General features: G+C 45.9%; 15 protein-coding genes. 6 read left to right on the top strand and 9 right to left on the bottom strand.

The genetic code is table 11. From position 1 onward, the window contains the following. Positions 1-469: 469 nt before the first annotated feature. The gene (locus CES81_RS09655) at positions 470-979 is read right to left on the bottom strand and encodes a hypothetical protein (protein ID WP_089121588.1); all 510 of its coding nucleotides are present in this window, start codon (positions 977-979) and stop codon (positions 470-472) included. A gap of 159 nt (positions 980-1,138) precedes the next feature. On the opposite strand from CES81_RS09655, the gene CES81_RS09660 reads away from it, so the two are divergent. Then, positions 1,139-2,311, top strand: a complete 1,173-nt coding sequence (locus CES81_RS09660; RefSeq protein WP_089121589.1) for a thiolase family protein — start codon at positions 1,139-1,141, stop codon at positions 2,309-2,311. A gap of 52 nt (positions 2,312-2,363) precedes the next feature. On the opposite strand, the gene sfsA is transcribed toward CES81_RS09660, so the two are convergent. Beyond that, positions 2,364-3,086: a DNA/RNA nuclease SfsA gene (gene sfsA, locus CES81_RS09665; protein WP_089121590.1), complete on the bottom strand. Its 723-nt coding sequence runs from the start codon at positions 3,084-3,086 to the stop codon at positions 2,364-2,366. A gap of 99 nt (positions 3,087-3,185) precedes the next feature. Between sfsA and CES81_RS09670 the strand changes: the two genes are divergently transcribed. Next, complete coding sequence (locus CES81_RS09670) at positions 3,186-3,710, top strand: GNAT family N-acetyltransferase (protein ID WP_089121591.1); 525 nt, start codon at positions 3,186-3,188, stop codon at positions 3,708-3,710. A gap of 18 nt (positions 3,711-3,728) precedes the next feature. After that, positions 3,729-3,917: a hypothetical protein gene (locus tag CES81_RS09675; protein WP_089089420.1), complete on the top strand. Its 189-nt coding sequence runs from the start codon at positions 3,729-3,731 to the stop codon at positions 3,915-3,917. A gap of 74 nt (positions 3,918-3,991) precedes the next feature. Here CES81_RS09675 and CES81_RS09680 read toward each other — a convergent pair whose 3' ends face one another. The 4 genes from CES81_RS09680 to CES81_RS09695 all read right to left on the bottom strand — a co-directional run bounded on the left by CES81_RS09680 (position 3,992) and on the right by CES81_RS09695 (position 15,325). Next, positions 3,992-7,093, bottom strand: a complete 3,102-nt coding sequence (locus CES81_RS09680) for a YfhO family protein (RefSeq protein ID WP_089121592.1) — start codon at positions 7,091-7,093, stop codon at positions 3,992-3,994. Between the two features lie 260 nt (positions 7,094-7,353). Continuing rightward, positions 7,354-11,046 (bottom strand): helicase-exonuclease AddAB subunit AddA, encoded by a 3,693-nt coding sequence (gene addA / locus CES81_RS09685; protein WP_089121593.1) that lies wholly within the window; start codon positions 11,044-11,046, stop codon positions 7,354-7,356. Continuing rightward, on the bottom strand, positions 11,033-14,596 hold the full coding sequence (locus CES81_RS09690; RefSeq protein WP_089121594.1) for a PD-(D/E)XK nuclease family protein: 3,564 nt from the start codon (positions 14,594-14,596) through the stop codon (positions 11,033-11,035). Before CES81_RS09690 ends, addA begins: the two co-directional genes overlap by 14 nt. A gap of 219 nt (positions 14,597-14,815) precedes the next feature. Further along, the gene (locus CES81_RS09695) at positions 14,816-15,325 is read right to left on the bottom strand and encodes a type 1 glutamine amidotransferase domain-containing protein (protein ID WP_089121595.1); all 510 of its coding nucleotides are present in this window, start codon (positions 15,323-15,325) and stop codon (positions 14,816-14,818) included. A 213-nt stretch (positions 15,326-15,538) separates the two neighbouring features. Here CES81_RS09695 and CES81_RS09700 point away from each other — a divergent pair, with 213 nt between their 5' ends. Both CES81_RS09700 and CES81_RS09705 read left to right on the top strand, forming a co-directional pair. Next, a complete protein-coding gene (locus CES81_RS09700) occupies positions 15,539-15,925 on the top strand; it encodes a winged helix-turn-helix transcriptional regulator (protein WP_089121596.1) in 387 nt (128 codons plus the stop codon). A gap of 192 nt (positions 15,926-16,117) precedes the next feature. After that, complete coding sequence (locus CES81_RS09705) at positions 16,118-16,321, top strand: hypothetical protein (protein ID WP_089121597.1); 204 nt, start codon at positions 16,118-16,120, stop codon at positions 16,319-16,321. Positions 16,322-17,285: 964 nt separating this feature from the next. Here the strand turns inward: CES81_RS09705 and CES81_RS09715 are convergent. The 3 genes from CES81_RS09715 to proB form a co-directional block, all read right to left on the bottom strand. Further along, positions 17,286-17,636 (bottom strand): hypothetical protein, encoded by a 351-nt coding sequence (locus CES81_RS09715; RefSeq protein ID WP_089121599.1) that lies wholly within the window; start codon positions 17,634-17,636, stop codon positions 17,286-17,288. Positions 17,637-17,716: 80 nt separating this feature from the next. Beyond that, entirely contained in the window at positions 17,717-18,979 is a 1,263-nt protein-coding gene (locus CES81_RS09720) for a glutamate-5-semialdehyde dehydrogenase (RefSeq protein ID WP_089121600.1), read from the bottom strand. Continuing rightward, entirely contained in the window at positions 18,972-19,808 is an 837-nt protein-coding gene (gene proB, locus CES81_RS09725) for a glutamate 5-kinase (RefSeq protein WP_089121601.1), read from the bottom strand. The genes CES81_RS09720 and proB overlap by 8 nt, the downstream gene beginning before the upstream one ends. A gap of 574 nt (positions 19,809-20,382) precedes the next feature. Between proB and brnQ the strand changes: the two genes are divergently transcribed. Continuing rightward, on the top strand, positions 20,383-21,753 hold the full coding sequence (gene brnQ, locus CES81_RS09730) for a branched-chain amino acid transport system II carrier protein (protein ID WP_089121602.1): 1,371 nt from the start codon (positions 20,383-20,385) through the stop codon (positions 21,751-21,753). Positions 21,754-21,812 lie beyond the last annotated feature (59 nt).

The raw sequence follows: 21,812 nt of genomic DNA on the forward strand, positions 1-21,812 counted from the left end.
AGCGAAATTGACTTCGCAAATTACATTTGATATCAGCCGAAACTGATATACCCTGCACATTTGTGAAACAAAACTTTGTTCAGTTTTCAAAGGTCTACCAAGCTGAATCACTCACATGAACCAGCCTTATAATCATATCTCATCGCTTATAACTTGTCAACCAAAATTTTAAATTTTATAATTTTGAATTTTGATATCTGTCGCAAGCAACTTAATTAATATAACGCTTCGTAGAAAGAAAGTCAACATGAATTTATAATTATTTATATTCATAAATTCTTGTCTTCCTCGCGAAGCAACTTAACTAATATATCATCCACACCAATCTGTGTCAACGCCATTTTTCACTTTTAATGTTACTCACACTAACTTTTCGAATACTTTGACTAGCTTGCTCATCAAAACACCTACGTATCCCTACTTTTGCCGGATTAAACGCACCAATTCATCCCCACATCTATTTCTCATGTTAAATACCTTTAGTAAAAAGCGATCTACCCTGTTCTGGGTGCTGGCGTAAATACTGCCGGGTAAAAGCCGCAACTTTGCTTTGATCGCTCATATCTACGTTAGCTACCCTCATCGCTTCAGAAAGCTGGGCATAAAACTTGTCTGCCACCGGATCATATAAGTGAATCAGCTTATCGTGGCTTTTTCTGATCCAATTCATCAGCTTCGGCTGCTGGTCCGGCTGTACCACTTCCATTAACGCCATCAGCGCCGTTGGAATTAAACCAAAGAGCCGTGGCTGTTTTTCATTATCATCCAGCAACCTCACAAACCGGTTAAAAAACAAGTCTGCAAATAGCGCCTCATTCCACTCACCAGGCTGCTTACCATAACCTTCTATCGCTGCCTGAATCACGATTGAATCGATCAACGTTACATTTTGCTGATCGGCTTGCGGCAAATTATGAATCAGCGGCACCTCCGTAATTTGTTCAAGCCACTGATCTAACTGATCATCGAATTGTTTCATTAATACCGACCTCCTAATCAAGTTTCATCATTATATGAAAGATTCTACTATAATACAAACCCTTAAAAATCTGGTAAAGCAACATTAAAGCTAAAGACATTTTAACGATTATCATGTATCCTTATCAGATGTACATTGAATTTAAAGAGGAAGTTAACCATGAAAGAAGTCGTTATCCTAAGTGCGGTCAGGACCCCAATTGGGAAAATGGGACGCACGTTAGCTCATTATTCAGCCGTTCAGCTGGGTACGTTAGCTGCTAAGGCGGCCATCCGCCAAGCACACATTCAACCTAAAGCAATTAAACAAGCCATCATTGGCAACGTGCTACAAGCCGGTTCCGGTCAAAACGTTGCTCGCCAAATCAGCCTTAACAGCGGGTTGCCAGATACCAGTACGGCGATGACTATCAACCAAGTCTGCGGATCTGGGATTAAAGCGGTTCGGCTTGCCCAGTCTGCCATTATTATGGGGGACGCCGATGTCGTTCTAGCTGGCGGTACCGAAAGTATGTCAAACGTCCCGTACCTGCTGCCTGATATGCGCCGCGGCACCAAGTACGGTGAAAAAAAAGTCTTGGATGGTATTGAACACGATGCACTGCGTGATGCCTTCACACAGGACCTAATGGGCATCACAGCCGAAAACGTGGCTGAAAAATACCACGTGTCCCGGACTGATCAGGATGCCTTTTCGCTACGCTCCCACCAGCGGGCATTCGCCGCAACCAACGCAGGCAAGTTTAAAGACGAAATCGTACCAGTCGCCATTGCTAGCAAGACGGCCAGCCAAATGGTCCAAGATGAACCCATCCGTCCTGATACCTCAATGGAAGCACTGAGTCATCTAAAACCGGCCTTCAAACTGGATGGTACCGTTACTGCCGGTAACTCAGCCGGTCTCAACGATGGGGCCAGTATGCTGGTTTTAATGTCTAAAGAAGCTGCCGATGCTGCCGGATTAGACTACCTGGCCGTACTAGATGGTTACCAAGAAGTGGGCATCGACCCAAGTATCATGGGATACGCCCCCTATTACGCCATCAGCCAACTATTAGCAAAACAGCAAAAGTCCGTTACTGATTTCGACCGCTATGAGTTAAATGAAGCTTTTGCGGCTCAGTCAGTAGCAGTTTCCCGGGATCTCAAAATCCCTGAAGACCGGCTGAACGTCAACGGTGGTGCCATTGCGTTAGGCCATCCCGTAGGCGCATCCGGCGCCCGCATCCTCACCACGCTTGTCCACGAATTACAGCATGAACAACTCGAATCCGGTATGGCAGCAATTTGTATCGGCGGCGGCATGGGTATCGCCCTTTCCGTGCATCGTTAGTTAAATAAGCCTCCTGACCACTTAGCTGATCAGGAGGCTTTTACATACCGCGTTACTTAGCTTCTTCAAAATGAGCGTGCAGGTCAAAGGGGACTGGTCGTCTCAGCGCTACCGTATCTGGCGTCACCTGACAGTCCAACGCCACCACGTGAACACCAGCCTGTTGCGCCGTTTCAATCGCGGCGGTCAATTTAGGTGCCCGTTGCCGGTAAATGGTCATGATTCGAGCGTAATCCAATTGAACCACAAATAGCAGGTAAGCTATCGCACCCGCTTGAACGGCTCGCGTCAGCTCATGCACGTGTTTTACCGCGCGTACGGTGGGTGCGTCTGGGAAAGCAGCTACCCCATCGTTCTCCAAAGTGACCCCCTTCACTTCGATCCACAGATCCTGTCTTGATCGTGTTTGCCCCCAAAAATCCAGCCGTGAATCATGGTAGACGGTTTCTGGTTTAAATTGACTCAGCTCCGGTAAATCCGGCAACTGCAGCTGTCCCGCCAGCTGAGCTTCCTTCACTAACTGGTTCGGTAGCTGACTATCAATATTGATCCAGTGCTGGCCCTGCTTATTAACAGCAACTAAGTCATAAGCCGTCTTCCGCGTCTTTTTTGGCTGGTAGTTTAGGGCGACCTGCGTACCGGGTACCAAGAGTTCTTTACTGCGGCCAGTATTTTTGACGTGCACCGTCACGGTTTCATCCGCCAGCTGACAATGGGCAATAAACCGGTTGGGCCGTTCAATAAACGTTGCTAATCTGATATCTTCATACTTCATCTAATAACCGCTCCCATCATTTTTATAGTGCGCTAGACCTTTTTAAAAAGCAATAAAAGGAGTAAAATTTAAGCCATTAATTTCATTAGGAGGCAAACCATGCCAGCAACCTATTTAAGGCGGGCTACCCAAGCAGACTTACCCGCAATTACGGCCATTATTAGTGGCGCTCAAGCCTACTTAAAAAACCAGCAGATCGATCAGTGGCAAGATGGCTATCCTAATCCGGCCATCCTGAAGCAAGATATCGAAGACGGTATTACCTTCGTTTTGATTTACGACAATGCGATTGCCGGAACCGCTGCACTGCACCAGGGAATTGACGTCAACTACCTCAAAATTGAAGGCGGTCAGTGGGACAATGACACCCAAGACCACTATACTGCCATTCATAGAATTGCCGTTGCCAGCGATTTTCGGGGACACCATTTGTCGGAAACCCTCATGAATGATCTCATTACCATTTCTGGTTTACTGGGTTTCAAGGATGTCCGTATTGATACCCATCCAGACAACAAGGCAATGCGTCACGTGATTACCAGCTGCGGTTTTGACTATCGTGGTATCGTCCATATGCAACGAGATAATGCCATTCGTTACGCCTATCAGTTACTAATCAAGTAGTCAGTGAGGTGAGGCTTTATGACCATTGCAGATACTGCAGTGCAGCTTAAATTAATGATTTTATATGCAGCTGGTTTGATTGCTCTGCTGAGCGTGATCATCGTTAGCATTCGTCATGACCACCGGATTACGTTAAATTCAACGTTACCACTGATCATTGTGGCAGTTTTCATGTTGTTCGTCCTGATCAGTTTACAGCAATTATAAGGTTACAAAGGCCTGCTTTTTCAGCATTTCAACTGAAAAAGCAGGCCTTTGTTTTACCGATTTAATTGCACTAATTAGTGTTTCGTTACTTGTTTACGCCCTAACCACCGCCAGACTTCCACGGCAGTGCCGAAGACAAACAGTATCAGCCCAACTGCTGAAAGCCAGCGCCCGGCTAACAGTCCGGGAGTTTGGTAAGTTAAGCGAATCTGGTGACGGCCAGCCGGAAGCTTAGCACCGACAAACCCATTATTAACCTGCTGGATCGGCGTGTGATGGCCATCTACCGTGAGCTGCCAGCCCGTGGTGTAAGGAATAGAAGTCGTTAAGACACTCGCCTGGGGTTCATCCGTTGCCCCCGAGACCCGGTTATTCGTGACCCTAAGCTGCTTAAGCGTCTGGTTTTGAAGTTGGGTCGTTTTTTGACGGTAATTCTGATCAAACGGTACGGCGATGATCCGAACCCGTTTGAAACTTAGGCGTTTAGCCTTGGTAAATGAAACCTTGATCGTTTTACGGGCTTGCTTAGAGTAGCCCAAATTAACCAGAGTTTGGTTTTTCTTTTCATAGTCCGACATATTATCGATCGGCAATTGCTGAACGATTTCCTTGCGGTTAGGTGACTTAACAACCAGATTAAACGCGTCAAAGTTCTGCTTCTTGGTGAAATCACGCCAATCGTTTAACCTGATCCCCGGTGAAAACGGGACGTTGGCCATGAAGGAACGGTTGGCTGTGTTATTCAGGCGATCACTGATTGAAGGAAATTGTGCCCTGATGCCATCAAATTCCATGTACAGTTCACAATTCTTGTAAGCTGAGGGGTTTTTCAGGGTAACCGTGTAATCGGCATTTTGACCCAATTTATCACTAGTCAGTTCCTTCAAGCCGTAACGGTTAGCCTGGTTATTCTGCTCAACAATGCCCCTATTTTGTTGAAGTAACTTCATAACTGCTTGACTAGGTTTTGAAATTTTAGCCTTATTGTTGTTTCTTTTAACCTGTTTAGGCGTTAACTTCTTGGCCTTAATTTTTCCTGTAACTGATTCGCTAGTATCGTGCTTAAGCCGATAAGCCATGGCCTGAGCGACCGTGGTGAACGGCTGATAGTGCATTTTAACCGAGTAAGCAACCGGTTTGGTCACCGTCCCAGCCTTGACCGTCCTGACGCCGGGCAGCCGGTGGGCAGTTAGCGTCCCATCTAAAAGCGCTTGTTCGCGGTCATTAGCAGACAGCTTCAAAAACGCGTTCCGATCCAGTTGCTGAGTCTGCGTGTAGGCCAGCGGTAAGGCATACTGATTACGATAAAGGGCCGTCCCGCTTTGGTTGTCTAGCATATAGACCAACCGGTTTGAAAATAGCTTTGGCTTGCCCTGTTTATTCCTAACGATCTTAAACCCGTAAGGTACCTTAGCTTTCCCCACTTGATTGGCACGGACGAATAAGTACTTAACGTTGAGTAACGAAGACATCGTAGTGCGATTATCCACGTTACTGGTTGGATTATTCATCGTGTTTTCACTATTCTGCAGTGTTTTGTTAAAGTCGTTGACTGCCTTGTTTTGAACCGAAAAGTATGAACCAATCGTATGCGTATCCAGCAGCATCGGAATATTGTTCCCCACTGTTTGCATGGTTTGTGGGATGTTGTGCGGGTGATAATAGTTCGACGTCGTGGCCGTGCGATAAAATGAGCGGTCGTGCTGCTTTAAATAGCGATCCGCGTAATCGTAGTAGGCTTTCATCCAGTGATCACCGGTGCCGCGGCTTAGTTCATCCCTTCGCAGCGTAAGATTATAGTTACTGCTATATAATCCCAGACCGAGACTAATCAAATTAACGATCACTAACGACAGTAACGTCAAACGGAACCGGACGCCTTTGAACCCAAAGATCAGACCAGCAGCAATCACTAGCAAGAAGAGTAAATAAATACCGTAAATGATAAGCCGGTGCGCACTTAGTTTGAACAGAAAACCGTTACCGGCCCAACACAGTGCCAGAAAGATCACCGTGCCAGAAAGAAGCCACTTAAAGTCCGCCGGCACCAGTTCATTCAAATGATCAACAAAGATCCCTGCCGTTAAGGCAAATACCAGCTGTGCCAGTAATAACCACCGGTTTGATGGCGTACTCATGACGTTCATGACAGCCGCGAATTGGGGCAGCAGCATGCCAACTAAAATCAGGATCAAAGTGACGTTTAACATGAAATATTTTTTGAAGTGCCGCAAAGTCCACATCATGGCCAGCAGTGAGAGGCCACTGGTCCCCATAACCGCCCAATAGAGCCGACCCGCGGTGGAATCCAGCAGTGCATTCGGTAATTTCAGATAGTAGATCCCGGGATAAAGCTTCAGTCCATTCGCGAAAATAGAAGCGCCGGAAGACCTGGAAGAATTTAACGTTGCGTCAATATTTGGCAACAGCACCATTGCCGCGATCAATAGCGCCATAACAACGGTCAGCCCGAAATAACCGCACGATTTGGGGAACGAACGGACTAATTCCCCTTTCCGTTTCAAATCAAAATAGCGAATCACAGCAAAAAACAGCGAACCGATCCCAAGCAGGTAGGCAAAGTAAACGTTACTGATCAAAACCACTGCCGTGATCGCCACCAGCCACAGAAACGACTGGCCGTGATAGATTTTATCAACTGCCGCGCAAAGCAGCGGGAAGAAAATCAGCGGCAAGAGAAAAAACGGGTGGTGAAACGAAACGTAGAAGGAAAGGCTGGTAAACGTATAGACCAATGTCCCAATTAAACGACCGCCCCGCTTCAATTGCAGCTGCTTAGCAAACACCAGGAAGGCTAATCCCACTGCGTATAGCCGTAAAATGGTCAGCAGCAGATAACCTAATTGCAGCTGGCTAGCGGGAAACAGCGCGATCAAATAGCTAAACGGATCACCCACGACGTAGTAGGCAAACGTGGTCATCTGGTCAGCACCCAAGCCCAGGTTCCAAGACCAGCTAAATAGGGACTGATGGGCTGTCCCATGCAGGATACGGTAAAACTGCGCCAATATCGGATAGTGCTGGGCAATGCCATCCATCCGCCAAATATTGGTTAAACCCATGAAACGCAGGGAACCAAACGTACAAAGCGTAATTAAAGTAAAAATGATTGTATAAATAAGCCACACTGGGAGCTTTTCATAAATTTTTCTCAAAACGATTCTCTCCAGTTATCTAATTTAATACCTTTATTATGCCATGATAGCCGTAATGAAAACAAACTCACCATCAGCTAACATTGGCTTTATCAGCGATTTTAAAGCATTTTCTACAAATTCCCCTTAAACAAGCAACAGCCCCTACCAAAGGTGGCTTTATCGCACTGTGGTAGGGGCTGTTAGCTATTCAGCTGAAATTGGTTTAAATCAGTATCTTAAGAAAAATTAAATTTTCACTACATAACCGTTACAAATGCCTAGACGCGGACCAGTTGGTCGATCGATAACAGGTACAGGTACTGGTGCTTGACTGGCTGGTGCAGCATCTTTTCCAGTGCTAACGCGTATAGCCTCAGCTGGCCTTCATAACGGTGCTTCACTTTTTCAATACCAGCTGCTGTCGGCTGCGAATGATCCGTCTTGTAATCAAACAGGGTAACCCCCTCTTCGGTAACAAAATAACCGTCAATGATCCCGTGAATCAAGATCTTGGCCGTTTCATCCTCGACCGTCGCAAACGCGGCTTTAGCTGGCAGTAACAGTGAGAACGGTGTTTCGCGTTTCAAACTATCCCGGTGCTGCAAGATAGTCTGGCCAAACTCGCTGGCAAAAAAGTTGACGACTTGTTCCTGTTTGATCCGGTCTGCCACCGGCCGCTGCATCACTTTTTGGTCAACTAACCGATTGATAACCGCCTGAACCGCGCTGAGGTCAACTGGCTGAGACAGATCTAATTCCTGAAAAATTAAGTGGGTCGCCGTCCCAACTTCAGCGGCAGTTGGTTCATTGATCGTTTGCATAAACGCGGGCTGGGCAAGTTCATGCGTCACAAACCGGTTACCGCCTTGAGCCGTCTGCCAGTTTGGCTGAAAATCGCCTAACTGCTTTAAGTCCGGATCTTCAAACAGCCGTTTAATTTCCGACACCGACTGGTAAGCGGTCGTCTGGGTCTCAGCCTGGTGCTGATAACTAAAGTTCATTAACTGGTCGATTTCATCCACGTTAACTTCGGCATAATCTGACGCGGCGGCTTGTTTCTTAAGATCCTGAAGCCATTTATCACCCGTTTCGGCTTTCAGACGCGGTCCCATTCCAATCAAGTCATCGGCCGAATAGAAATTAACCTCAAACTGGGTATCATCCTCTTTTAAAGCGGGTAAAACCTTCTTTTCTGGATTTAGTTTAAACTTCGGGTGACGCATCAGCGCTAAGCCGATCCAGTCTAAGAAGTTGTGCGTTTTTTCCCTTAAATTAGCGTTCAAGACCAGCGAGTCATCATGATTAGCAGCACTCCACCGTGTTAGCAGACTGCTTTGACCCTTGCAGGCAGCCACAATGTATAACCGCTGTTCGGCACGGGTCAACGCCACGTATAGTTTACGCATTTCCTCAGCCAGCGCTTCCTTACGGGTGGCTGCTTGAATCACCAGCTTTGGTAAAGTCGGTGCCGTGACCCGCTTTTCTGGGTCGAAATAGTCAATCCCGATCCCGAGCTGGTTATTCAGGATGGCACGGTCTGTGAGGTCCTGGAGGTTGAATTTCTTTGAAGCATTTAGTAAGAACACCACGGGAAATTCCAGGCCTTTACTGCCGTGAATCGTCATCACTTGAACGGCATTTTCAGTCGCCCTGGTTTTGGCTTCCGCCAGGTCGTGGTCATTTTTCTGCATTCGTTCGATAAACCGCACGAATTGAAACAGCCCCTTGAACCCGTTTTGCTCGTAGTCGGCTGCCCGCTCATACAGGGCGTGCAGATTTGCCTGCCGCTGCGGTCCCGCTGGCATCCCAGCAACGTAGTCCAGGAACCCGGTAGTTTGATAAATTTGCCAAATCAAAGTTGCCAGCTGTTTTTGGCGGGCGGTTGTTTGAAACTGATTCAGCTGTTCCAAGAACTTCTGGATCTTGGGATAAAGTTCATCAGCGTACTGATTCCCCGCGTATTCGGTGTGGTAGGCATGGGCAAAATGCAGGAGTGCTGAATAGTAGTCATCCGTCTTATCAGTGATTCTTAAATAGGCTAATTCATTTTCATTCAACCCCACGATCGGTGACCGCAAAACCGCAGCCAACGGAATGTCCTGATACGGATTATCAATGAGCTTCAGCATTGACATCATGATCTGGACTTCCGTAGTTTTAAAGTAAGATTGCGCATCGTTGATCTGCACCGGAATATCGGCTCGGCCAAACTGGTCTTGAATCTCCAAATTATTCTTTTTAGTTGAAGCAATAATGGCAATATCCTGGTATTTCAGTGGCCGCATTGCCTGGTTGGAGCGATCCCAGATCTGGGTATCCTGCGCCAGCAGTTCGCGAATCTTTTGAGCGATCAGCGTGACCTGTCCTTCATCGCCGTCCGGAACCTCATCCGCTTCAGCTGTGGTTGGGGCTTCAGTATCGTAAATCATCAAGGAAGCCACGTTTGGCAGCGTATCCGGATAACTAGCACCGTAAACCAGTTTAGCTGACCCGGCGTATTTGATCTGACCCAGCTGTTCATCCATGATCTGGGTAAAAATTAAGTTGGTAAAATCATCGACGTTTTTCATGGACCGGAAGTTTTCTGCTAAGGTAATTTCCCTACCAGCTGCCGGGTCTTCTTGGTACCGATTGAATTTATCAATAAACAGCTTGGGTTCCGCCAACCTAAACCGGTAAATCGACTGCTTAATATCCCCCACCATGAACAGGTTGCCGGGATGCTCATGCGCTAAGGTGGTCACGATAGCTTCCTGCAATTCATTCGTGTCTTGGTATTCGTCCACCATAATTTCGTGGTAATCCTGGGAAAGCTGTTTTTGAACCGCCACGGCTTCCGGCGATTTAGTCTGCAGTATCTGCAGCGCAAAGTGTTCGATATCACTGAACTCCCACACGTGCCGGCGACGTTTTTCCGCGTCATAGGCAGTGGCAAATTTTTGTACCACCGCTGCTAATTCAGCCACAATTCCCTGACTGTTCTTCATCGCTTCAGTGGTTTCTGCTTCGGGTAACGGCATCAGTTTAGCCGCCGTTTCAAGCGCATCCTTAGCGTTATCCCGGTGCGTCACGTACGTTTCTTTAATTGCCTGATAATCGTCGTATTCAGCTGCCTTTTTACCAATGCTAGGCAGCCGCCCCCACGGAAATTCATTGAGCCCTAGTCGCAAACCATCCCATGAAAGTTCATCCATATGGAACTCCGACAACGGCGACAATAAGCTGTCCATATACGCGACGGCTTTATCGATCCCAGCGTTTGCTGCGAGTTCCCGGCCCTGTTGCAGCTCCTGTTTTGCCGTATCTAGTTGCTGTTGGATCAACGGTAAAAGCTGTTCCTGCACGATTTGGCTGGCCATTAAGGGACCATCAACCTGATAGGGCTCAGCTAACGTTTTTAGCCACGTCTCGGGATCCGGTTTAGCGCCCATGAATTGGAACACCTGCATCACTTTATCCGTGAGGCCATCATCGCTGCGGTCACTTGAAAAATTGGTCGCTAGCCGTTTAAAGGCACCGTCTTCATCATCTTGGTATAGCTGTTCACGAACATCGTTCCAAACTTCATCTTGCAGCAGCGCACTTTCCGACTGGTCACCGAGGATCCGAAAAACGGGATCCAAATCGATCAAATAATAATACCGCTCCACGATTCGCTGACAAAAGGCATCCAGCGTACTAATATCAGCTACTGGCAAAACCGCTAACTGGCGGGATAGGTAACGCTGTTCGCTAGCGTCGGCTTGACTGATCTGCTGTCTAAGGGCCGTTTCGATCCGGTCCTTCATTTCCGCCGCCGCGGCCCGCGTGAAGGTCACGATGAGGAGGTTTTCCAGACTCTCATGGGCCAGGATCATATTGATAACGCGATCCACCAAAACCCGCGTTTTACCGGAACCAGCGGAGGCTGATACCAGCAAATTCGTTTGGTGAGTGTCTAATACTTGTTGCTGACTCTTAGTGTACTTCACGGCGTTCGACCTCCTCTTTAATTTGTCGTAAGATCTCGTCAGCCTTAGACGGTGCCGACTGCAGCCGGTAACTGTTCTCCGGCAGCATTGGATCAAACTGCATAATCGCGGTATACGGTGAATTGGTCATGGCCGTTGGCCCGCTCAGCGGTTTATACGGGTTGATATCAACCTGACCGCTGAAAATACTATCCCCCGCTTCAGTAATTTTCATCTCAGTGTATTTCAACAGGTTTTCCAGTTGAGCCATAGTAATGATCGAATTGGATTTTGAAGCTGAGCCGTCCTTCTTGAATTTAAACGGAAAGACCTTGGCCGCTTCGCTGACTGAAAGCTTCGGTTCCAGTCCGTGAAGCAGGTCATCGTCTGCGACCAGCACCCCTTCGTAGCGTTCTTTCGCTAGCAAGGCGCTAGAAACATCCGTTTTAATATCACTCGGCTTTAACCGCGGATTTTGCAAGTGCAAATAGAGCGCACCCGCCAACTGAGCATCCGGGTCATCGGCAATTAAGCCCATGTTTTGCTGAACCACGTCTAGATAAGTCATCATCTGCATGGCAATGCCTTCATAAATATCGTTGAACTTAACCGTGTGTTCACTGGACTTATAATCCACGATGCCGATGTACTGGTTATTCGGTAGTTTCAGCGTATCAATGCGGTCGATCTTGCCGCGGACACGGATCTGCTTCTTCTTTGGCAAGTCAAATACCAGCGGCGGTAAACCGTCTTCCGCGCCGATATGACCGAATAAAACTTCCGTCTTCCGGGCACGCACTGGTGTGTACTGGCTCTGTTTATGAAACGTCACTGCCATTTGCCGGACAACGCCGATCAGCTGTTTCTTGATGAACGCCATTCGGTGACTGCTATTCAAAATCGCGTACTGCAAGTTCTTAGGGTCGTTCAGGATCTGACCGGTAATGTCATCGATCAACTCGTTGATCTGCTGCTCATCCAGATCCGCCAAATCAATCTTTTCCGCGTTGACCCGCTTCATTAAGTGATCCATGGCAGCGTGGAAGAATTCCCCGGTATTGGCCGGCGACAGTTCAAATTCGTCCCGCTCACGCAGTTTCAGGCCGTATTTTAAGAAGTAAGCATACTGGTTACGATAAAATTCTTCCAGTTTTGAGATAGAACTATTGATGGTACTGCCGTATAGACCGGTAACGATTTCAGCGTCTAACTGGGCGGGTACGTTGCGGTAGGAAATACTGCCCAGCAACTTTTCCGTCAGCGTCCGTGTATCCCCCTGGTTAAGTACCCGGTAAACGTATTGCCACGCCGGGCTTAACTGCACGTTGCGTTCCCGGCTGTCGTTACTAGCTTGAATCAGGTGCCGTAACGTTGCCCGCTTAGCCCCCAAATAAGGTTTGAGATCATGCTGATCAGCCTGCGGTGTAGCCGTATGACTGATAATCGGCAAATTAAAATGCTTTTGAATTCGTGACAGGTACGGACTGATCTGGTTTTGATCATCGTCGCCCGCGTTGATCGGGTAAGTAAAAATCAGCCGCTCACTGGGTGTCATAAACGCTAAGTAGTTAATGTAAGGCTCGCCCTGTAAAGTCATAATACCGTCATCGTTTAAATACTCGCCTTCTGGCAGCGTTAATTTTTGCCGGTCCTGATCATTAAGTAAGTGTGTCGGTAACGTGGTATCCGGCATGGTTTTATCTGTGGAACCGATCATAAAGGTGATCTTGCGGTTATCCATCTGAATGATCCCGCTTTCCGAAATCATCACCTGGTCTAGCGTTGACGGGATCTGAGAATAATTCGCACCCTCAAACCCAGCTTGCAGCAGTGCCAAAAAGTCCTGCGACTGAAACAGCCGGTCGCCTAAGATCGTGACGTATTCATCCAACAAGTTACAAAATGTCTGCCAAACCTGCTCCGGCTGGCCGGCTTGCACTAAGTCACCGGCATCGATTGCCTGGTCACGCCAAGCCATTAACCGGTCCTCTACCCCGTTTTTAGTCATAAAGTCCACTAAGAGGGTCGCAGCTTCCCGGCCATTGTTAACCTGGTCTAATTTTTGATAAAAAGGTACCAGTGTGTCGCGGACAAACCGGCGAATACCGTTGATCTGATCTGAAGTCGCCTGATCATCACTGGTTGCCGTGCCTAAATCATCGCTTTGCAGCCGGGCATAGGGCCAGTCCTCTTTTTGCAGCCAGCGGGGGCCTTGATAGCCCATTTTTAACACCCAGTTTTCAGTCTTAAATAAGGCGTCGCGAAAATCATCAACCGCCATATACTGGCCGTCACCGGTTTTAGGGATCAGCAGTTCCGTTTTGAGCAGCCGCATGATATCGGCGTACTGAAAATGCTTGCGTTTGATTTCAAACACCGCGTCGATCAGCTCTACTAGCGGGTGATCCGCCATGGACTGCTGAACATCACTAAAATACGGAATTTCTTGGGCATTCATAATGGGGGCCAAAATGGTTTCGTACTGATCCAAATGCCGGGTGACAATTAGAAAATCGCGATAGCGGTAGCCCTTTTCAACCACCAACTGCCGAATCATGGTTGCTACTCGCGAAACTTCCGCGTACCGGTTATCTGCTTGAATGATTTGTAGCCGATCAGGTTGCTGCAGCGTTTCCGTCTGCGTTGAGGTGACTCCTGTGGCCGTGTTCTGCCAATAGTTTTCCAGTTGCTGCAGTTCTGGTGTTGTACGTGGGGTAATTGCTTTAATATCGCGTAAAACTGGTACTGACAGCGCCCGAGCAGTTTGGTAGAGCCGCATATACGTCCGGGAAGGCTGGTAAAATAAACTTTGCTCGTTAACAGCATCAGGCGTTGGCGTTCCCTGATCCAGGATCAAAGCAATTTTCACTTCAGCAGCTCGTTTCATCAACGTAGACAGTAATTTCATTTCCTGAGCGGAGAACTGCGTTTGAGAAAAACCGTCAAAGTAAAAATGGGCGTGGCTTAAATCAACATCCTCTAAATACGTACTCAGCTGATTCAGCAGATCCGTATTGGCGACGTACTTATTGGTCATCGCCTGCTCAAAACTATCGTAAATCAATACCAAATCATGTAACTTAGCGTCTAAATCAGCGCTGGTACCCGTCATTTTCTTAGCTACTTGGTCCAGATCAAGAACACTGACCTGGCCGGTTTTCAACTCTAATATTTGCCGGGTCAGTAAACTGATGAACCCCGGCCGGTCGGCTTCACCAGCAAACAGCTTCAGTTCATCTTGATGGTCTAAAATCGCCTGATAAACCAGCATGTTCATCCCCGCTTGCGAGATTCGCGGTAACTGATAAGCCGGCGCGTTTTTCATGAAGAACCAAGCCAACCGAGTCAGTGAAAGTACCTGAACGCCTGATTGAGCGTAAGCCTCGTTTTCAGCGCCGGATAGTTTAGCAAGTTTTGTAAGTACTTGAACTTCGGATTCAAATTTAATATGGTTCGGTACCAAATAGTAAAACTGATCATTGGGATGTTCCTGCTGAGCCTTTGCAAGTTCTGACAGCAGACTTTCCTCATGATCAACACTCGCTTTTCCAATCACAAATTGTAACGTCATGATGTTTGTTCCTTTCTATCAATATGAAACCGCGAACCCGATTAAAACCGGTTATTGCTCGGTATTTTTGCTGATTTTATCATAGCATATTTGAACGTTTGTTCGAACGTTTTAAAGACTTTAAACTGAATTATTTTAGTATCTTAATTCGCAAAAAAACGACGAAGTCCTGCGTAGGACTTCGTCGTTGTCGATTGTTATTGATTTTTAAAGACGCCGTTATTTTGCCAGCGCTGCAACTAGTGCTTGATTGAATGCCGGAATATCTTTTGGCTCCCGGCTGGTAATCAGATTGCCGTCAATAACTACTGGCTGATCGCAAACTCGTGCGCCAGCGTAATAGAGATCTGGCTGCACGGTCAGATAAGACGTCATCGTTCGGCCGTGAACCAGACCGGTTTGAATCATCAATTGAGGACCGTGGCAAAGGGCTGCTATGAGTTTATTGGTCATCAAGAAGTGCCTGGTAAACGCAACGAATCGGTTATCTGCACGTAACTGATCCGGTGAAAAGCCACCGGGAATGTAAAGCGCATCAAAGTCTTCAGGGTTAACTTCAGCAATCGAACGATCAATCATAATCGCGGTACCATGCTTACCGGTAACGGTTGTTTTTTCAAAGCCAATTACCGTAACATCATGTCCGGCATCACGAATCGCTTTTACTGGATCAACAAATTCAACGTCTTCTACCAAATCGGTAACGACAATTGCAACTTTTTTCATCATGTGTTCCTCCTTTTTGTGTAAGTCCATTATCAAGGCTCACGCGCCAATCGGCAATAACGCACTTTTTTGTGCCCTTACCTTTTAAGAAACACCCGTAAATTTCTGATTCATATTCATTGTCCTACCTGAAGCTCTGGTATATCATTTTACTTTACTTAGTCACATATCACGTGAAGCGGTCACGATGTGAAAATCGCCTTTGAGGAGGACAATATGACTGACACATTAAGACGGTATACACAGGAAAAAATCCGCAAAAAAGATTTCGATTGTGCCAAGGAATACACGCTTTCGATGTTTTCAGGCAAATACAAAATCGTAATGATCTACCACCTATTTCACGATGGCACCATGCGTTTTAATCAAATCCAGCGGTTATTAGACGACGCAACGCACAAAATGCTAGCCCAGCAGCTAAAGGAATTAGTCGCCGATGGTCTGGTGATCCGTCGTGAAGAAACAATCCACAACCGTAAAGCTGTGTACTATAGTCTGACAGAAACTGGTGAAAGCTTGATGCCCATTATCGAGGCTATGTTTAGCTGGGGCACAGGCCGGCTAGAAGAATTGCAATTGGAAAATAACTTTAAGTTGCATTGACCAAGATTCGCCATCATTTCTAATCCAACTACTCCAAGAACTAATTTTCTTTATTTAATGCAACTAATGGTTGTCAAACCAGAAGGTAAGCATTCCGATTCTCCCCAAAATAGCTACTTACGAATAATCTAGTGATGCTAACAGCAACTCACTAATACGTATTAGCCATCAAGTTTAGGGAGAGTTTTTCTTATGAAATCTTTTATTAAATATTCATCATTAGCTTTTGCTACTGCACTATTGAGTACTGGTATTATTGAATCAGGTGTAAATGTACAGCAGGCACATGCTGCTACAACGCCTGATAAAACTCAAACAGCTACTAAAAACACAGAATCTACAGGCAACACCACATTTATTAACAGAGGATCAGTCTTGAAATTTAATTTCAGCTAAGTTAGAATCAGCAACAGAGGCACAAAAACAACAAATTCAACAAAAAATTAAAGCTTCTACGAATATAGAAAAAGATGGCAATGATACTATTGCAACAGTTTCAGACATTTCCATTGAAAGAGCCTATACGTCTGTACTAGATCCCTCTGCTTTGATCGTAAGCGTTCGTTCAGCAGGTAAAACCAAAATTGTTTGGCATGGGGCAGCTAAAAAAGGTAATGTTGATTTATTTAAGTGTCAAATAGCTAAATTGGCTAAAAAATCTACTAAATTAGGAGTCAGTCATGATTAATATGAAGTCAATAAAAGAAACGTTTGCCACACAGTTTACCCATAAATCGTATCGTATAATGCAAATCATAACCGGGACTGCTCTAGTTTTAGCAATTGCGTTAAACTTCTTCAGAGCGACTCACAATTTTGCAATTGGACTAATCTCGTTTTCTTATTTTATGTGTGTTGACTTACTTATTTTTCGCCTCTGCAAAACTAACCTAAATCTAATTCTATGTCTTATTTTAGGCATGCTACTTCCTATCTTTTTATTTTCCCCAATATTGATAGTATTAGCCTTTGCTGCTAGTTATTAAATTAACGGCCAGTTAAACTTAATTTACAATTTTGATAGGTTACCAAAAGTCATCTAGGTATAGAGTCCTCCACACTACTCCATAATTTCTAGTCTATCCTCAAAGAAAGATTGTTTCACATGAAACTTTGACCGGGTATATTCAACAATAGGACATGTGACATAAATCTATATCGACAAGGATTTAATCTAACCTCTTGGCTAAAACACATCTTAAAATTTGCTTTAGTTTATTACTTAAATATATATAGCCTTAGCCTGTTCCACAACCCAGATTTCCGGCCATATAACACCAAAGAACACCATCCCGATAAACTCGGAATGGCGTTCTTTGGTGTTATATTCGGGAATCTAGCGAGTTGTGTCACACCCTTTTCATTCCTGATTTACTTGAATATAGTTTTCCTTCAAAACAGCGTTGGTATAGCGTTCCAAATCAGCTAACGCTTCCGGATCATCGTTTTGATGCGCAGCTTTACTTTCCGCGATCGCCCACTTAGCCAAATTATCCGTGATTGGCACAATATCCTGCAGAATATGCATTTTAGCCTGATCTGCGTGTGCTTTCCGAATGGATTTGAAACTTTCGTAATCGGTGATCAAGCGTAAATTATCGCCACTCGAAAATTCAGTTGACTCGAAAATAATGAAGTGAGATTTTTGGTTGGCTTCGTCCATTTGCGACTTCAGCATATCCAATTGCTCAGGATTCGTTTTAATCGTCACGGCGCATCACCTCTTTACACTCATTTTAACAAATTTTCACTCTGTAAACGAGATGCAATGAGGCCTTTAACGCTTTTTTACTATTTACGGACCTGACCGTCGCCATAAATGATGTACTTGGTTGAGGTTAATTCATGCAGACCCATTGGTCCTCGGGCGTGCAATTTCTGCGTACTAATGCCAATTTCGGCACCAAAGCCGAATTCAAAACCATCCGTAAACCGAGTGGACGCATTAATGTAAACACAGGCGGCATCGATCTGCTGCAAGAAACGCTGTCCGTTTTGGTAATTATCAGTGATAATGGCTTCGGAATGCTTCGTATTATGGGCGTTAATGTGCGCAATAGCTTCGTCTTCTGAATCAACCACTTTGACCGCCATGATGAGATCATTATATTCTTCGTCCCAATCAGCAGCAGTTGCGGGCACCATGCTGGGTACGATGGCCCGAGCCCGTTCGTCACCCCGCAGCTGAACCCCTTGGTCCGCTAAAGCTGCTGCAATCACCGGTAAATACTTCTCAGCTACTGCACTGTGAATCACTAATTTTTCCGCTGCATTGCAAACCGATGGCCGCTGAACCTTGGCATTGACCGTAATATCAACTGCCATCTGTAATTCAGCATACTGGTCAACATAAATGTGACAGTTACCAGCACCAGTTTCAATCACGGGTACTTTAGCAGTTGTAACAACGCGTTGAATCAAGCCACGGCCGCCACGGGGAATCAACACATCCAGGTATTTGGTCAAAGCCATCATTTCGTTAGCTGTTTCGTGAGACGTATCATGCACCAGCTGCACTGCGTTTTCATCCACGCCCAATTGTTTAAGAGCGCCTCGAAGAACATCGCTGATGGCAATGTTAGTTTGAATGGCTTCCTTACCGCCACGCAGCATTACCGCATTACCGCTTTTATAACATAACGCAGAAGCATCAGCAGTCACGTTTGGCCGGGCTTCAAAAATAATCCCGATAACGCCTAGGGGTACCCGCTGTTTGCCGATCATCAAACCGGCTTCGTTTTTCCACATTTTATCAACACTGCCGATGGGGTCAGGCAGCTGAGCCACCTGCCGCATGCCTTCTGCCATATCATTGATCCGATCAGCCGTTAACGTCAGTCGATCTACAAAACTCGCTTTCAGGTCGGTTGCGTTGGCCAAATCCTGCTGATTGGCAGCTAAAATAGCATCAGAATGTGCAACTAGCGCATCCGCCATTGCCATCAAGCTGTCATTTCGCTGCTGGTTAGATAGCTGTGCCAACTGAGTTTCAGCCTGTTTTGCCAGCTGACCCATTTGTTCCAACTGAGTCATATTAATCGTTCCGTTAGCCATGTTGAACAGCTCCTTTTTCTTCGGGAGTAAACCAGGTGCCAACTGGTTTACCAGCTAAAATATCTAAAATAATTGCTGGGTCTTTGCCGCTTGCCAGCACCATCTGACGGTGATCTTTCAGCATGATTTCCGCTGCCGTTAGCTTGGTAACCATACCACCTGTCCCATACCGGCTGCCACGGCCGCCAGCGACTGCATACGTGCCGTCATCAATATGATGAATGGTTGAAATCAGCTGAGCATCATCGTGCTTAAGTGGATTTTGATCATAGAACCCTTCTATATCAGAAAGCATGATTAACAAATCTGCGTCCACGTGAGTTGCGACGATTGCGGACAACTGATCGTTATCACCAAATTTAGTCCGGTGATCCATTTCATCCACCGCGATTGAGTCATTTTCGTTGACGATTGGAACAACGTGTCTAGCTAATAGTTTGTCAAAGGTATCCATAACGTGCTGGTTGCTAGCCGGGAAATCAAACACATCATGCGTCAATAAAAGCTGGCCAATGGTCTGATTATAGTGAGCAAATCGCTGGTTAAACATCGTAATCAGCTTGCTTTGACCAATCGAAGCAAGCGCCTGCTGCTCACTGATCTCCTTGGGTCGCTCCTTCAGTCGAAGTGCGTTTAAACCGACTCCAATCGCACCAGACGAAACTAAAATAACTTCTTTCCCCTGTCCACACAGCGTACTTAGCGCAAAGGCCAGTTGATCAATGACCTTCAAATTAAGTCCGCCACTGGGGTAAACCAAGCTACTCGTCCCAACTTTGACGACTAATCGTTTAACATTCATCTTTCGGTTACTGAGTTGAGCTCCCATACCTATCCCATCTTTCTGCTTCAAATCATTTCTCATTAAAACACCATTTCTTTATTACCCATCATTATTGCTTATTTTTCGGTTTTTGACAACTAATTGCAGCGAGTTTCTATCATCTATTATCATGAGATTAAGCTGAGAGTAATGTCAAATTAAATTAAAATAATCTCATTTTATCCTTGACTTTTAATTTTAAATGACTATTATTATTCACATAAACAAGTTTCACACATATCTAAATAGTTCTTTAAAGACTATGCGTAGAAGAGTAGTCACTGGCAAGATTCACAGGGAGCCTCAATTAGTGCGACGAGGTAATCGACCCAGCGATGAAAGTAATCTACAAGTCGTGACCGCGACGAATGTTCGAAGTGGTCACTGGGAATGCGCCCATTACAGCAATGAAGTATCGTGGACCGACCGCGCATCGGTTCGCCGTACTTTCAAAGTCAATCATCGCGAGGTGGTTGAAAATTAAGGTGGTAACACGTCGATAACACGTCCTTAGCTTTTATAAGCTAGGGGCGTTTTTTATTACCCCGTTGTTGCACCAAATTCACAGGAGGTTTTTTACATGAAAAAAACACTTTCAAGACGCGAGTATATTATTCTAGGTTCACTGTTATTTGGTCTCTTCTTCGGGGCTGGCAACTTGATCTTCCCAATTCACTTAGGACAGTTAGCTGCTGGCAACTGGGCACCCGCTACCATCGGATTTCTGTTAACTGCAATTTTGTTACCACTATTATCGATTCTTGCCATTAGTTTAACTCGTAGCAACAGTGCTTATGATCTCGCACGACCAGCCGGGAAAGGTTTCGCACTCTTCTTCCTGATCATGATTCACGCCACACTAGGGATCTTGGTTGCCTCACCACGGACGGCTACCACGACCTTTGCCATTGGAATTCAGCCATTCTTGCCCAAGGCTTGGGATCAAATGGGATTATTGATTTTCTCATTCTTATTCTTCGGCATCTCCCTATTACTTTCGTGGAACCAATCCAAGATCACCGATTACGTTGGGAAATTACTCAACCCAATCCTACTTGCTCTCCTAGCTTTCATTTTCTTTATGGCCTTCATCATCAAAGGTGATATCCGTCAAATCTCACTCTTCCCAACTGGCTCTGGTGCCGGCAGCAACCTCATTAACGGGTTTCTACAGGGCTACAACACCATGGATGCCCTGGCCGGTTTAGGCTTTGGTGTTACGATCATTACCGCCCTTAAATTCTTTGGCATGAACGAAACCGGTGCCCGTTCAAAGGCGGTTGCTAAAGTTGGCGCTATCAGCATGGGGCTTGAAGCCATCATCTACATCTTCTTGATTGCCCTTGGTGCTTCTAGTTTAAGTTACCTCAAGTTAAGTGCTGACGGTGGCTCAGCATTCTCTGGCATCATGGCACACTACACTGGCATGGCAGGTATCGCCATTTTAGGAGCTGTTACCTTCCTCGCCTGCATCACTTCATGTATCGGTATGATGGCCGCCCTCTCTGAAGACTGGGGCCACCGTTTTCCAAAACTGGGCTACCACTTCTTCTTGACCATGAGTTCAATTGGTGCCTTCATCATTGCTAATTTCGGTCTCGATCAAATCATTACCTACTCCACACCGCTACTTAGTTTCATCTACCCGTTAGCAATGTCTCTGATCTTCTTAGGTCTATTGCACCCATTCATTGGCAAGAATACGTTTATTTACAAAACGACGATCATCTTGACCTTCATTCCAGCCTTTCTGGATGCCATCCATACCTTACCGCCATTCTTTGCTAACATGGGCTTCTTCAAAGCCATCAACGCAGGCGCTGGTAACATTATTCCACTCTTCAACCAAGGTTTGGACTTCTTCCCATTCATGCTGATTGGGATCTTAGGCAGCTGGGCAATTACAAAGCTTTTCAATCTTCAGCCATCTGCTAGCCTAGAGAAGAAATAACTAGGTTTACTTCTATAGATAATGTCACATAGTTTCAGTACCTCCAAACACACATAGCG

Origin of the sequence: Secundilactobacillus pentosiphilus, from assembly GCF_002217985.1 — a bacterium.
Classification (GTDB): Bacteria; Bacillota; Bacilli; order Lactobacillales; family Lactobacillaceae; genus Secundilactobacillus; species Secundilactobacillus pentosiphilus.